This is a genomic window from Pseudonocardia sp. Ae505_Ps2 (assembly GCF_001932425.1).
Lineage (GTDB): Bacteria > Actinomycetota > Actinomycetes > Mycobacteriales > Pseudonocardiaceae > Pseudonocardia.
Map to the genome: position 1 here is coordinate 1,712,466 of NZ_MCIP01000001.1, position 14,264 is coordinate 1,726,729.

A 14,264-nucleotide genomic window follows, 5' to 3' on the forward strand; every position below is an offset into this window, starting at 1 on the left:
CAGGCCGGGTGCGGCCGCGGCGAGGACGTCGATGCCTTCGTGCAGGTAACGGTAGGCCGTTGCAGTGCTGATCGCGTTGTCACCGGCCGAACATCGGACCCGGGTAGCATCACAGAACCAGCGGATCACCAGCACTGCCTGGGCGAACGGGGTCAACGCCCGCCGCCGGGTGCCACGTCGACGGCGTTGAAGGACCAGGAGCCGCGCCAGATAGGCCACGGTGCGCTCCCCGATCGGGAGGACAGCGGTGTAGGTGACAGGATCAGACATGCAGGACCTCGGTGACGGTGTCGATCTGTGCTGGACCGAACCGATCTACCGGGGTCCTGCCCCGTTCCCGCTCATCTCACCACCCTCGGCGTGTCGCCACGACCTGCCACCCCGCTACTGAGAACACCTCAGTGCGCCAGCTCCGCCGCCATCTCGGCCTGGTCGAAGTAGCTGATCCAGGCGGGTTCGTCCCCGGCCCGGCGCTGCTCGAAATGGTGCACCGCCGATCCCATCGCGCGGTCGCACGCGTCGGCGTCACCGATCCGTGCCAGCGCCCGGGCCTCCATGATGTGGAAATGCGATGTGAGGATCGGAATGCCGATCGAGTCGGTCCCGAGGCGAGCGGCCCGAGCCATGTTCGCGGCCTCGCGATAGCGACCGAGGAAACTCGCCTGATGACTCATCGCGTCCAGAATGCTCGCCGCAAGCAGACAGTCCTCTCCGGCGTCGGCCAGTCCGAGTGCCTGGATGAAATAGCGTTGCGCGAGTCCGTGGAGCCCGGCGTCGTACGCCATCCACGCGGCGAGTTGTGTCGATTCTCCGGCGGCTGCGAACAGGGCGCGCCGCACGTCTGCGGTGCCTGCGGCCCGCAGGAGCAGCGGCAGCTCCGTGCGGAGGTACTGCACCAGCGAGTTCCGGGCGTGTGCGCCGCCGAACGTGCTGTCCAGACGGTCGAAGGTCTCGCGCATCGTACGGAGCCGTTGAACGTCGGACAGCCCGATGCGCGACGGGCCCTCGGCGCGATCGCCGACCGGTGGTTGTGAACCCACCAGCCAGGAGACCGACGCCTCGTTCCAGGCCGCGACGTTCGTCGGCGCGCCGAGCACCACGGGCGCGCTCGCAAGATCGGCGTCGAGGAGCTGCGCGGTCGCCACGACTCCGTCCTCCGCCGAACCGGGGTAGGCGAGACCTGCCTGCGGGTCCGCCGTCGTCGGCCGGCGGAATCCGAGCTCGTCGAGCGCGACCGTGCGTCCGAGCGCAGCGCCCACCGCCTGCGCGATCGCCGTCCGCGTCGCGTCGTCACGAGGGACCGTCCCGGCGATCCACCGGCTCACGTAGGTGTGGGAGTAGCTCCGGCCGGCGGTCCGCGCAGCTGGGGACTCACTGACGGCGCGGGCGAACCGCTTCCGGCCGATCGTCCCGGCACGGTCGAGGAACCCCGCCTCGATCAGCAGTGAGGACAGCCGCTCGTTCGCCACGCGCCGGTCCCCCTCCCGGATCAGTGCGCCGTCTGACCGAGTGTGCCCCCCACTGCGCCCTGTCGCGGGTGAATCCGGAAATCCACTCTGGTTCCTGTCAGGACAACCGACGCGGTAGCTCTGGGAGGTGAGCGGGATGAACCGGTCAGGACTTCATGTCGACGGCGCGTTCGAGGGCCTCGACCCGGCGTCGGAGGTCGCGGAGTTCCCCGCGAACGTCCACGGGGTCGTCGTGCCGCGGATCGTCGCCGGTGCGACCGCCGCGCAGCACGGTGCCGAGATGGTCGGCAGGCCATCCGAGCGCCACGGAGAGGGCGACCAGCGTCCTGGGCTGACGCCGACGGGTGTTCAGGACGTGCACCAGCTCGCGGACGGTCGTCAGCGAGACCCCCGACTTCGACGCGAGATCGGTCATCGTCATGCCTCGCTCGTCGAGCCGGACCTTGATCGCGTCCGACACCGCGGACCAGTCCTGATTCACGTGCGCTCCCGCCCTGTCGAGGTGCGGCGAGCGTAGCGAGAGCGCGGTACCGCGCGCACTTCACGCGCGAAGCCGTGTTGACGAACTATCAATCTGAGCTCAATATGAGCGTGAAACTGGCACTGCTGGATCGGCTGGCAGGCCACGACAGGGGAGGCACGAGTGGATACGACGAAGACCTCGACGGCGGAGGTTCCGGCCGCCGACGCGACGGTGAGCAGGCCCGCCTTCTACACCGCGGCGGAGACTGCGGCGATGCTCCGGCTCGACGAGTCGACGCTGTACCGGCACCTGCGGCGGGGGACCTTTCCCGGACTCAAGATCGGTGGGCGCTACGTCGTTCCCGGAGCGGTCCTGGAGCGTCTGGTGGCCGACATCCTCACGACCGGGCGCTGCATCGACCTTGGCTCCTGGACCGAGCAGTGGCGGCACGATCAGGTCGCAGCGCTCGCCCGGGCCGCGGCCGCGGACGTCACGATCGTGGGCGGGGCGTCCTGATGGGCAGCGTCGGGGTGCTGATCTTGTTCATGGTCGTCGGTGCGGTGATCTGCGCGAAGGCGCGGGTGGCCGCCGGTGCGGTCGCGTTCTCGCTGATCGCGTTGGTGCTGTTCATCGCCACGCCGGTCGGGGCTGGCCTGCCGGACGCGATCGGCACGTTCATTTCGGCGTTCGACCGGGCGGCGACGCCCGCGCTGAACGGCGCCGAGACCGCGGGGGCCGGGTCGTGAGCGCGGCCGCCGAGCCCGGAGCGGGAGACCTCGCCCTCACGGCCGGGCGGGCCGAGAACCCGGAGGGACCCGCCTGCGGCGGGGCGGAGGGCCGTCCGGCCCGAGTTTGGCCCGGCCTCACTCAGATTCAAGGGCGCTCCGCTGGCGCTACGCGTCGCTGCGCGACCGACCTTCGGCCGGCCCTTGAGTCCGAGCCTCGGAGGCCGTGCGCGCCTGACGGCGCGGTGGCGGACGGGACGCCGCCACCGGGGGGCCGGACCGGCCGACCCTCCTCGCTCTTTCCGGAGGCCAGCATGACCGCGATCTTCCTACCCGGCCCGCCCGTCGTGGACCTGGACGACGACCCGACCGACCTGATCGACGTCACGGACCTGGTGTGCCCGGGCTGCGCCGGCCCCGTCATCGACGCCCCGCCGTCGGGATGGCCCGCCCGCGCCGGGCGCCCGCCGGAGTTCTCCCACGCCGACGGCTCGGTGCTCTGCCCGGACGGCATGGGCCGGGTCCCGGAGCCGGTGGAGGCGGCCGGGCTGCGGTATGGGCTCACCGACGCCGGTGCCGCCGTGTGGCGGGACGAGGGCACCGGGTGGTTGGCGTGAGCGCCCGCCCATCACGGGAGTGGGTGGTCCCGGAGCGGGTCGCGCAGCCCGGGGACCTGGACCCGCGGTTGCTGCGCCCGACCGGGCGGACGGACCGGCTGCAGGTCGTGGTCGAGCACTACGTCGTCGGGGCGGGGCGCTGCCCGGGGTGCGGCTGGCCGGTAGCGCGTCGGGAGGAGTGCCCGTCGCGTCAGGCCGCGGTGTGCCTGCTGGACAACCGGCCGTTGCCGGTCCGGCTGGCCCACCTGGTCGACGTCGTGCCCGGGGCCCGAGCGGGCCGCGACAGCGCGGCGGAGCGCGAGGAGCGGCGGCAGGCCGAGGACGCGTTGCCGGGGCTGTTCGAGGCGCCCGCACGCGGGCCGGAGAGGAACACGCAGTGAACGACAGAAAGCAGATGGGGCGGCCCGGCGACGGGATCTTGGCGGAACACGACCGCCGGGCCGCTCTCACCAACCAGTACGTGGAGGCAGGCGAGATGACGAGCGTAAACCCGAGCCCCGGACGGGTCGACGAGCTGGACTGGCGGACCCGCGCGGCGTGCCGCGACGTCGACCCGGAGCTGTTCTTCCCGACCGCGACCGCCGGTGCGGCCCTGATCGAGGCGGAGTCGGCGGCGGTGGCGGTGTGCACGGGGTGCCCGGTGATCGCCGAGTGCCGCAGGTGGGCGGTCGCGGAGCAGCCGCACGGCATCGCGGGCGGGTTGACCGAGGCGCAGCGCACCGCGCTGCGCCATCCCCGCCCGGCCCGGCGTGGCCGGCCGGTCGGGGTTCGGGTGCCGGTGTCGGTGCGGGGTGCGCGGCACCGCGAGACCGGTCGGGCCGCGCTGGCGGCCGGCGCCGAGCCAGGTCTGGTGGCTGCGCAGTGCGGGGTCACGCGGCGCACCGCGGAGCGGTGGGCGGCCGAGCTGCGCCGTGACCACCGCGTCGCGGTGGGCGTGCGGGTCGGGGGTGGCCGGTGATGGGCGTGTTCGGTGAGCCGACCGAGGTTGAGCGTCGGGTGTGGCGGGTCCGGGACCTGATCCGGTCCCTGGCCGTGGAGTGGTTCGGCACCCGTGAGACCCGCGCACCGATCGGCGACAGCAGCATGCCCCGCCCGGTCCTGGCCGATCCGCTGGCGGGGTTGCGGGCGGCGGTGCAGGTGCGGCGGGTCGCCGCTGCGCAGGGCCGGGAGTACGCCCGGGACGCCCGCGGCGCCGGACGGTCCTGGGCCGAGATCGCGTCGGTACTCGGGTTCGACGGTTTGGACGAGCCGGAGGTGCTGGCGTTCGAGCACATCGCCGAACGCGGCGGAGCCGCGGCGCCGCGGTGGGAATCGGTGTCGTGGCGCTGCACCACCTGCGCCGCCCGGGTCACCGACACCGGCCCCTACGGCAGCCACCCGACCGACGTCGAGTCCGGGCACACCGACGGCTGCGCGCGTCACTGCGCGGACATCGCCGCGTGGTCCGCCCGGACCGGATGGGACGACTGAGATGAGCGTTCTGTTCAGCTCCACCAGCCTCGTCCTCGCCGCGTTCGCCGCGGGCGCCCTGCTCGCCTGGGCCCGCGGCGCCCGCGCCCTGGCCGCCGGCCTCGCCCTGGTCGCGCTGCTCCCCGCAGCGACGATCGTCACCGCCCTCTCGTGGCCCGCCCTCATCGCCGTGGTCGGCCTCGCCGCGGCGATCGTCTGGCACCGCTGGTCGCGCTCGTCAGCGACCGTGTCTCGCTGGGCTGCGCGGTCGCGCCGCAAGGTCGGGGTGGCCTCGTCGCTGGACATCGTCCGCCACGCCGGGACCCTCGCCGTCCGGCGTCGCACCGGCACCGTCCGGCCCTCGCTGGCCGGGCTCCCGCGCTGGCAGCGGTTCCGGCTCGCCACGAGCGAGGCCGCCGTCGAGCTGTGCCGCACCGGCGCCCTTCGGGTGTGGGCGCTGGTCGAGGACGTCGTGATCGTCGTCGGCGGCCCCCGCACCGGCAAGACCGGCTGGCTCGCCGGCCGCGTCCTCGACGCCCCCGGCGCAGCCCTGGTCACCTCCACCCGCACCGACCTGCTCGACCTGTGCGCGCCGCTACGCCGCCAGACCCGGGGCGAGGTGCTCGTGTTCAACCCCGCCGGCCTCGGCGGCCGCGCGTCGACGATCACGTTCGACCCGCTGACCGGCTGCACCGACCCCGTCACGGCCACCGAGCGGGCCACGGACATGCTCGCTGCCGTCGCCAGCGGGTCCGGTGGGGACCGCGAGTTCTGGGACGGGCAGGCCCGCCGCGTCCTCGCGGCCCTGCTGCACGCTGCCGCCCTCGGACACAAGCGGATGGCCGACGTCCTGGGCTGGGTCGCCGACCCCGACACCGCCGGCCGCGAGGTCCCAGCCCTGCTGCGCCGCTCGGGGGTGACCGCGTTCGAGCAGGACGTCATGCAGTTCCTGACCACCAACGAGCGCACCCGCTCCTCGATCACCTCCAGCGTGATGCCCGCCCTGGGCTGGCTGACCCACCCCGCGGCGGCAGCGGCGGCGGAGCCGGGGGAGGGGTTCGACGTCGCCCGCCTCCTCGACGACCGCGCCACGGTGTTCCTGCTCGGCGCCGAGGAAGCCCAGACCGCACCCCTGGTCTGCGCGCTGACCGGGCACATCGCCCGCGAGGCCCGACGCCTGGCCGCCGGGCAGCCCAAGGGCCGGCTGGACCCGCCGCTGGGGCTGTTCCTCGACGAGGCCGCCCTCATCTCCCCGGTCCCCCTCGAATCGTGGACCGCGGACATGGGCGGGCGAGGGGTGACGATCCTGTGCGCGTTCCAGTCCCGCGCCCAGCTCCTCGCACGGTGGGGCGAGCACAAGGCCGCGACGATCCTGAACAACACCGCCGCGGTGATGATCTTCGGCGGGACCCGTGACAAGGCGGACCTGGAGTTCTGGTCCACCCTGGCGGGTGAGCGCGACGAGCGGGTCACCACGACCGACGACCACGGCCGCGTCGCGTCCCGGTCGGTCCGCAAGGTGCCGGTGTTGGCGCCGGCGCAGATCGCGAACCTCCCGGCTGGCCGGGTGGTGGTGATCCGGCGCGGGATCGCCCCGGTGATCGGCCGCGCTCAGATGGCGTGGCGCCGCCGCGATGTCCGGCGTCGGGCCTGGCTGCTGGCGCGGATCGAGGCTGAGACCCGCTGGCACCGCCGCAGCGAGGTCCTGCGCGCCTGGACGGACCAGCAGCTCGAACACGCGCTCGCCGCGCTTGCCGCGCGCTGGCCGGAGCGCTACGGCGAGGCGGCGGAGCGGGTCCGGTCGTCGAACCGGATGTTCGCTGAGCTGCGCACGATCCGCCGAGGCGGCGAGCACGACCAGGCCGTTGAGGCGACCGCGCTGAACGAGCCGTCCCCTGGCGCCGGGCCCGGTGGGGCTGCGGGTCCGGCCGGCCCCGCCGACGGCGCTGCGGGTGACGGGCGGTGGACCCGATGAGCGAGCGCTACGAGCTTCTGACCCCGGCCCAGGCCGTCGACCGGCTCGCCGACGACCTCCCCGGCGGCCGGGCGGACGCCGAGCAGATCGTCGCCTCCTATCTGCGCGATGCCACCGGTGTGCACGGCCGGCCCTCGTCGGGCTGGCGGCTGGATGAGTTCGATCTCGACGACGCCCGTGCCCGGTTCGGGTGGGTCGACTTCACGGGCGGGGAGACCGTCGCCCAGGCCCGCACCCGTGCCGACGCTGCCGCGGTCGCGGCTCTGCGCGAGGCGCGGGGGACGTCGGCGATCACCGACCGGACCCGGCTGTTCGCGCTGCACTCCGACGCGGAGATGTGGGGCTACCGCGCCCACCCGGTCGGGCTGGACGAGCTGACCGACACCACGGCGTGTGACCCGCAGCCGCGGCTCGTGACCGTCGCCCGAGAGGGGCGGGAGCGCTCGCACCGCGAGGCCACCGCCACCCACGACGCCCGCGTCCTGGCCGCCGAAGCCGCGGCCGCCGCGTCGACGACCGACGCCGATCACCACCAGCAGACCGACCGCGACCCGCGCGAGCAGCGGAGCGACGACCACGAGAAGGACGACACGATGCCCGCTGCGGATGACCGCAACCAGGACGAGGGGTGGTCGCTCGCCCCGGACGGGCGGCGGATGCAGATGCTGTCCGACGACCACCCGTCGATGTGTGCCCTGCGCGCGGAGATGGAGACGGCCGCCCGCACCGACGACGGCCCCGACCCTGTCGACGACGACAAGCGGGGTGACCGCGAGCGGATCCTCGACGAGGGGCCCGGGGGGTTCGTCGGTGGGATGTGGTTCACGCCGGACGAGGCCGCCGAGGGTGGGGTCCGGCCGTTGACCGAGACCGAGATGCGGCGGGTCGCGGACCTGGTCAGCGAGACCCAGACCGAGGCGCTCGCCGCGCACTTCGACGAGGTCTCGGACGCCGTCCGCGCCCGATCGGTCGGCGACGGTGACGGGGCGGGGCGGGAGCGATGAGCACGCCCCCGCACCCGCAGAACCCGGCCGGCCCCACCCCTGGGGCGTCGGAGGTCGTGGTGGCCGGTCTGGCCCGCGAGGTCCACGAGCTGCACCGCCGGGTCGACGACTTGGACCCGGTGGTGGAGCGGGTGGAGCGGTTGGAGGAGATGGCCGCGCGCACGGCGGACACCCTGGCCGCGGTCGTCGGGCGCCGGCAGAGGGCGACCGCCCCGTCGTGGCTGCTCGCCCCCACCGACACCGCCGACGTCGGCGGGTTGCTCGACGAGCTGACCGTGTGGTTGGGGGCGGTGTTCCTGCGCTACCCCGACGGGGCGTCGGTGCTGCCGGAGTGCTGGCTGTGGCACCCCGACGTCGTCGAGGAGCTGCTCTGGCTGGCCCACGCGTGGCTCGCCGCCTACCAGGGCCCGGATGCCTCGGTCAGTGCGGCGGGGGACTGGCACGACCGCCAGCGCCCCGGCGTCGTCGCCCGGGTCCGCAAGAGCGCGGGGTCGTGCTCGATCGAGCGCCACCAGACCCGCCCCGGCTGGTCGGCGCCGGGCGGGGCACCGGTCCCGGTCCCGGGCCTGGAGCACGCGGCCGCGATCACCGGGTGGTGGGCGCAGCACCGGGAGCAGATGCCGCCCGAGCCCGCTCCGGCCGCGGCCGGCCCGATCGGGGGTGCGCTCGGATGACCACCACCAGCAGCAGTGCGGGGCGGTGGGGTCGGGCCGCGGTGTGGCTCCCGGGCCTGGCCGTCGCGCTTGGCGCCGCGGTCGCGACCGCGCACGGCCTGTTTGAGGTCGCCGTGGCCGCCCGGGTCCCGGTCGGGGTGGCGTGGATCTACCCGCTGATCACCGACGGCCTGGCGTTGGTCGCCTACGCGGCGACGGCGCGGCTGGCCGGTTCCGCGGCCCGCTACGCGTGGAGCGTGGTGGTCGTCTCGGCCGGGCTCTCGGGGTTGGCGCAGGCGGTCTACCTCGCCTCGGACGCGGTGACCGCGGGTGGGGAGCTGGAGGTGTCGGCTGGGCTGCGGTTCGGGGTCGGGGCGTGGCCCGCGGTCGCTGCTGCGGTCGTGGCGCACCTGCTCTACCTCCTGGCCGAGACCCGCACCGCGGCCCCGGTCGCCGCGACGGATCCGCGGCCGACGGCCGAGCACGACGCCGGGCCCGCGCTGCGGGTCCGGGCGAGCATCACTGTCCCGGCGCCCGGCCGGACGCCGGTGGGACACCCCGGCGGGTTGGAACGCGGGTCGGGTGTCCCGCCCGCGCTGGACGGGCCGGTGATCTCGAGCCCGCCGCGGCCGGTGTCCCACCCCGCTCCGCGCCCCGCGGTCCGGCCGGACGGCTCCGGCCCGGGTGGGACGGGTGGGTCGGGTGCGGGCGCGCAGGAGCGCGCCCGCACCACCGCCCAGACCCACCGCGAGCGCCACGGCGACCTGCCCACGGTGCGTGAGCTGCAGGAGATGGCCGAGGTCGGCCGGGGCACTGCCGCCCGAGCGCTCCAGCAGCTCCGCGACACCCCACCGCAGGCCGCGAGCGGCCTGCACCTCGTCCCCGACGAGCCCCAGAACAGGACCCAGCCATGAACCCGAGCAGCCCAACCAGCAGCAGCACCACCGCCGAGACGAGCACGAGCAGCAGCGAGAGCGAGCAGAAGACCAGAACCGAGAACGACTACACCGAACAGAGCAAGAGCACCCCAAGATCAAAGGCAGCACACCTTGGCATCACGATCCGAGGGTGCGGTCCGGCCTGTGGCCGGTCCGCGAACCCCGACGCCGCTCCCGACCGGGCCCCGACCGGTTTCATGACCGTTTCGGGGTGGTCGGGATGCTGAAGGTCGTCAACGGCTACAGCCCCGAGTACCTGTTGAAGGAGGTCGCGACCGGGCGGGAGAACTACTACACCGGCGCCGTCACCGACGGGGAGCCGCCGGGCCGCTGGTGGGGTGCTGGGGCCAAGCGCCTCGGCCTCACCGGTCTGGTCGACGCCCAGGACATGCGCGCCCTCTACGAACGCTTCCTCGACCCGCGGCACGCAGGGTTTCGGGATCCGTCCCAGTGGGACAGCGTCCCAACGCTGGGACACACCGGGCGCAAGTACCTGTCCGAGGACGACCTGTACGCGGCCGCGTTGGAACGCGAGCCGGACGCGGCGGCCGAACGCCGCGCCGAGCTGCGTACCGAAGCCGGGAAAGCGGCCCGGCACAACGTCGCGTTCCTAGACGCCACGTTCAGCGTGCAGAAGTCGGTGACGCTGCTGCACACCGCGTTCGAGGCCCGCGAGGTCGCCGCCCGCCAGGCCGGCGACGAGGCCACCGCGGCGGCGTGGGGCGAGTTCCGGCAGGCCGTGGAGGACGCGATCTGGGCGGGCAACAACGCCGCCCTCGCGTACTTGCAGGACAAAGCCGGCTACTCACGGGTCGGGCACCACGGCGGCGCGGCGGGCCGGTGGGTGGACGCCCACGCGTTCACCGTCGCGTCGTTCCTCCAGCACGACTCCCGCGACCGGGACCCGCAGCTGCACATCCACAACACGATCCTGAACCGCGTCGAGTGCCCGGACGGGACGTGGCGGACCCTGGACTCCCGCGCGGTCCACCGGTGGCGCCCGGGCGCAGCGGCGGTCGGGGAACGCACGTGTGAGGAGCGGTTGACCGCGACGATCGGGGTGCTGCTGGCGATGCGCCCCGACGGCAAGGCCCGCGAGGTGATCGGGGTCCCGGCACAGGCGATGTCGCTGCTGTCGAGCCGTCGCCACGCCCTGACCGCAAAGGCGGCCGACCTGGTCGAGGCGTTCGAAGCCCGCTACGGGCGCGCCCCGAACGGTTACGAGCACGAGCGCCTCACCCAGCAGGCAACCCTGCTCACGAGGTCCGGGAAGTCCCACGACGGCGAGTCCCGCGACGACCTGCTGTCCCGGGTCGAGGTCCGGTTGCGCGCCGACATCGAGGGCGGTCTGGCCGGGATCGCCGACTCCGCCCTCGCGGCGCGCCGCGAGGGTGTGGAGCCGATGACGTTCGACCCGCGGGCGGTGATCGAACTCGCGCTGGCCGAGGTCGGGAACCGCAAGACGCACTGGACGACCGCGGACCTCACCCGGGCGGTCAACGCCGCCCTGCCCGACTACCTCGGCGTCTCCGACGGCGCCGAGATCGCGGCGTTGTTGGATCAGCTCACCGACGCCGCCCTCGACCACGCCCTGACCATGGACACCGCGAAACCCGCCGCCGAGCTGCTCCCCGACGACCTGCTCCTGGCCAACGGCCAGTCCGCCTACCAGGCCCCGGGCGGGGCGCTGTACGCGACACCGGAGCAGGTCCACACCGAACGGTTCCTCCTGGCGGCCACCGCCGCCCGGGACGGGGCGGCGTTGCCGGTCCGCGCGGCCCGCCGGTTCCTCGACCGGCTCGGTGAGGAGGGCATCGAGCTGGGCGTCGACCAGGCCGCCGCCGTGCGCGGCATCCTCACCTCCGGCGCCCGGATCGAGACCCTCGTCGGCCCGGCCGGGACGGGCAAGTCCTTCGTCGTCGGCGCCCTGGCCCGTGCCTGGACCGACCCCACCCTCCACGACCGCGCCGACGGCGGCGGGTCGGGGCCGGTGGGGCGGGTGTTCGGGCTCGCCACGAGCCAGATGGCGACCGAGGTCCTGTCCGGGGAAGGGCTCGACGCCCGCAACGTCGCCGCCTGGCTCGCCACCCAGGACCGCCTCCACACCGGCCGGACCCGGGACGAGGACGAGGCGTGGCGGCTGGGTGAGGGGGACCTGCTGGTGGTCGACGAGTCCGCGATGACCGACACCGCTGCGCTGGCCGCGATCCACCGCCACGCCGACACGGCTGGGGCGAAGCTGCTGCTGGTCGGCGATCACCGCCAGCTCGCCGCCGTCGGCGCCGGCGGCGGCATGGACCTGCTCGCCACCGCCGGGTCCCGCTACGAGCTCACCGACGCCCGCCGCTTCACCCACCCGTGGGCGCAGGAGGCGAGCCTGCGCCTGCGCGCCGGAGACGACACCGTGCTGCGCACCTACCACCAGCACGGCCGCATCCTCGACTCCGGAACCTGCGACGACGCCGAAGCCTCCGCCGTGCGCGGGTGGCTGGCCGACACCCTCGCCGGACACCACTCGCTGCTGCTGGTCGACACCAACGACCAGGCCGCCCGCGTGTCCGCGACGTTGCGCGCGGAGCTGGTCCGCCTCGGCCGCGTCGCCGAGGACGGGGTCTGGCTCGGCCGTCAGGGCACCGTGGCCGGGGTCGGGGACCTCGTGCAGGCCCGCCGCAACGCCTGGCACCTCGCCGGACGCCACGGCAACCGCCGCGGCCCGATCAACCGCGAGACCTACCGCATCACCGCCGTCCGCGACGACGGCGCTATCGAGGTCACCACCGACACCAGCCCCACCGACGGCGTCGCAGGTGGGGCCGACGGCAGCGGCGGGCTCGGGCAGATGCTCGTCCTGCCCGCCTCCTACGTCGCCGAGGATCTCGCCCTCGGCTATGCCGCCACCGTGCACGCCGCCCAGGGCACCACCGTCGACACCACCCACACCGTCGTCACCCCCACCACCGGCCCCGCCGCCCTCTACGTCGGCATGTCCCGCGGACGACAGACCAACACCGCTCACGTCACCACCCGCACCGCACCCGAGGACCCCGCTGACGGCACCGCGCGGCACGCCCTGCACCGCGACCCCGTCGCCACCCTCGCCGCGATCCTCGACACCACCGAAACCTCCCTGTCCCGCTCCGCCGTCGCGGTCGCCACCGAATCCGCAGAGAACGCCGCCAGCGTCCGGACCGCAGCCGAGCTGCTCGCCGACGCCGCGCAGCTGACTGCGACCGAACGCACCCGCGACCACCTCGACCGTCTCGTCGCCCACGGCGCCCTCACCGACCACCAACGCGCCCAGATCGCCGCCGAGGACGGCGCCGCGTCACTGACCCGCGTGCTGCGCCGGGCCGAACTCGCCGGCCTCGACCCCCAGGCCGTGCTCGTCGACGCCGTCGAGCGCGGCCCGCTGACCGGGTCGCGGAACCTGACCAACGTCCTGTACTCCCGCATCCGCGATAGCCACCGCTTCGACCCCGTCGGCGACACCTGGGCCGAATGGACACCCCGCACCGACAACCCCGAATGGCACGACTACCTCACCGCCCTCGCCCGCGCCGCCGACGACCGCGCCGCCACCCTCGGCCGCGCTGCCGCCGCCGACCCGCCCACATGGGCCACCAGCGCGTTCGGCGCCTGCCCGGCCGACGCCGACCAGCAGGCCGAGTGGAGCGCCGCCGTCGGCCGCGTGGCCGCCTACCGCGAGATGCGCGGCCACGACGACCCCGACGACGCACTCGGACCCGCACCCAAGCCCGGGCAGGTCGAGGAGTTCGCCGCCTACCGCTCCGCCCGGCGGACCCTCGGCCGCCCCGAGATCGACCGCGAGCACCTGGAACTGTCCAACGGACAGCTCCGCGCCCGCATCCGCGCCTACCAGCGCGAACTCGCCGCCGCACCCCGCTACGTCGCCAACGAACTCGCCGGAACCCGCCAGACCGCCGCTACCCACCAGCAGACCGCCGCGCTTCGCCGCGCCGAAGCCGACGCCCTCACCGATCCGAGTGAGCGGCAGCGGATCCTCGACGAGGCGAACCAGGCGACCGCTCTGGCCGCGGTGCTCGACGCCCGCGCCGAGCAGCTCCAGCAGATCGACGACGCCCGCGCCGCCTGGCTCGCCCACACCGCCCACACCAGGGTTCAGGCCGAACTGTCCAAGGCCGAGCTGTCCGCCCGCGACGCCGACGACGACCCCGCCCAGCAGGTCACCGCCCAGGAGTGGAAGGCCGCCCACGCCGCCGCCATCGTCGACGACGACGCCCACCGCGAGATCACCGAGGACGACATCGACCACACCGATGCCGACCAGCAGCCCCACACCGCAGACGGCGGACGCACGGCCCCGGCCGCCTCGGTCGCCGACTCCGGGTGGGACGACGTCCGGGAGCGGGCCGAGCGCGAACCACGCCCCAGCGGGGAGGACGTCGTCCGGATCCCCGACGCCGCCGAGACGACCGGGTACCTCGACCACGCCGGCCGGGTCCTGGACGAGATCCGCTACCGCGACACCGGCGAGGACCTCGCCCGCGCCGTCGAGCTGACCCGCTGGCACACCGACGACCACACAATGGCCGAGGACGACAGCACGGCGGACGACGTGGTCGACGAGTACAGCGGCCGGTAGCGGGTCGGGTTCAGTCGGTGTCGGCCCGGCGGGGCACGGCGAGGGGCGCCGGACCCTCGCCCCGCCAGGCCCACCACAACGTCGCCCGGATCCCCTCACACCACCCCGGGCGGTCCACCACGAGATCGGGCTGGCGCACCGGGAGCAGCTCGACGGCCACGCACTCGGCCTCGATCAGCTCCTCATAGGCCGTCGCGCACGAGCGGGTCACCGGGGCCGCCGGCCGCTGCACCTGACCCCAGGACGTGCGATGCGGAGCACCGGCCAGCCACCGGCACGTCGCCACGACACCAGCCGCATACCAATCCTGTACCCTGTGCCCACCCCGGTCACGGGTCCGGGCCAGC

General features: G+C 74.4%; 13 protein-coding genes and 2 pseudogenes. 11 read left to right on the forward strand and 4 right to left on the reverse strand.

Features of this window, described 5'->3' with window-relative positions; genetic code table 11:
- The 3 genes and pseudogenes from Ae505Ps2_RS08085 to Ae505Ps2_RS08095 form a co-directional block, all read right to left on the reverse strand.
- A pseudogene (locus Ae505Ps2_RS08085) lies at window positions 1-270 on the reverse strand (IS5/IS1182 family transposase); the annotation flags it as partial.
- Window positions 271-398: 128 nt separating this feature from the next.
- Complete coding sequence (locus tag Ae505Ps2_RS08090; RefSeq protein ID WP_075309044.1) at window positions 399-1,469, reverse strand: hypothetical protein; 1,071 nt, start codon at window positions 1,467-1,469, stop codon at window positions 399-401.
- Between the two features lie 145 nt (window positions 1,470-1,614).
- Entirely contained in the window at window positions 1,615-1,950 is a 336-nt protein-coding gene (locus Ae505Ps2_RS08095; RefSeq protein WP_075309042.1) for a helix-turn-helix transcriptional regulator, read from the reverse strand.
- A gap of 162 nt (window positions 1,951-2,112) precedes the next feature.
- Here Ae505Ps2_RS08095 and Ae505Ps2_RS08100 point away from each other — a divergent pair, with 162 nt between their 5' ends.
- The 11 genes and pseudogenes from Ae505Ps2_RS08100 (at window position 2,113) to mobF (ending at window position 13,917) form a co-directional block, all read left to right on the forward strand.
- Complete coding sequence (locus tag Ae505Ps2_RS08100) at window positions 2,113-2,448, forward strand: helix-turn-helix domain-containing protein (RefSeq protein WP_060713740.1); 336 nt, start codon at window positions 2,113-2,115, stop codon at window positions 2,446-2,448.
- Entirely contained in the window at window positions 2,448-2,678 is a 231-nt protein-coding gene (locus tag Ae505Ps2_RS08105; RefSeq protein WP_060713739.1) for a hypothetical protein, read from the forward strand. The genes Ae505Ps2_RS08100 and Ae505Ps2_RS08105 overlap by 1 nt, the downstream gene beginning before the upstream one ends.
- A gap of 293 nt (window positions 2,679-2,971) precedes the next feature.
- Window positions 2,972-3,274, forward strand: coding sequence for a hypothetical protein (locus tag Ae505Ps2_RS08110; RefSeq protein WP_075309040.1), 303 nt, complete (start codon window positions 2,972-2,974; stop codon window positions 3,272-3,274).
- Entirely contained in the window at window positions 3,271-3,654 is a 384-nt protein-coding gene (locus Ae505Ps2_RS08115) for a hypothetical protein (RefSeq protein ID WP_139318868.1), read from the forward strand. Before Ae505Ps2_RS08110 ends, Ae505Ps2_RS08115 begins: the two co-directional genes overlap by 4 nt.
- Before the next feature lie 134 nt (window positions 3,655-3,788).
- Window positions 3,789-4,004 (forward strand): annotated as a pseudogene (locus tag Ae505Ps2_RS33220) (WhiB family transcriptional regulator); the annotation flags it as partial.
- 227 nt (window positions 4,005-4,231) lie between these two features.
- A complete protein-coding gene (locus Ae505Ps2_RS08125; RefSeq protein WP_075334071.1) occupies window positions 4,232-4,744 on the forward strand; it encodes a hypothetical protein in 513 nt (170 codons plus the stop codon).
- 1 nt (window position 4,745) lies between these two features.
- Complete coding sequence (locus tag Ae505Ps2_RS08130) at window positions 4,746-6,698, forward strand: type IV secretory system conjugative DNA transfer family protein (RefSeq protein WP_075309032.1); 1,953 nt, start codon at window positions 4,746-4,748, stop codon at window positions 6,696-6,698.
- Window positions 6,695-7,702 carry a hypothetical protein gene (locus Ae505Ps2_RS08135; protein ID WP_139320146.1) on the forward strand — a complete coding sequence of 336 codons (1,008 nt, stop codon included), beginning with the start codon at window positions 6,695-6,697 and terminating at the stop codon, window positions 7,700-7,702. Before Ae505Ps2_RS08130 ends, Ae505Ps2_RS08135 begins: the two co-directional genes overlap by 4 nt.
- Window positions 7,699-8,376, forward strand: a complete 678-nt coding sequence (locus Ae505Ps2_RS08140; RefSeq protein WP_075309028.1) for a hypothetical protein — start codon at window positions 7,699-7,701, stop codon at window positions 8,374-8,376. Before Ae505Ps2_RS08135 ends, Ae505Ps2_RS08140 begins: the two co-directional genes overlap by 4 nt.
- Entirely contained in the window at window positions 8,373-9,269 is an 897-nt protein-coding gene (locus Ae505Ps2_RS08145) for a hypothetical protein (RefSeq protein WP_075553536.1), read from the forward strand. The genes Ae505Ps2_RS08140 and Ae505Ps2_RS08145 overlap by 4 nt, the downstream gene beginning before the upstream one ends.
- 244 nt (window positions 9,270-9,513) lie before the next feature.
- Window positions 9,514-13,917, forward strand: coding sequence for a MobF family relaxase (mobF, locus tag Ae505Ps2_RS08150; protein ID WP_075554197.1), 4,404 nt, complete (start codon window positions 9,514-9,516; stop codon window positions 13,915-13,917).
- A gap of 10 nt (window positions 13,918-13,927) precedes the next feature.
- Here mobF and Ae505Ps2_RS08155 read toward each other — a convergent pair whose 3' ends face one another.
- Entirely contained in the window at window positions 13,928-14,128 is a 201-nt protein-coding gene (locus Ae505Ps2_RS08155; protein ID WP_139318866.1) for a hypothetical protein, read from the reverse strand.
- Window positions 14,129-14,264: the final 136 nt, after the last annotated feature.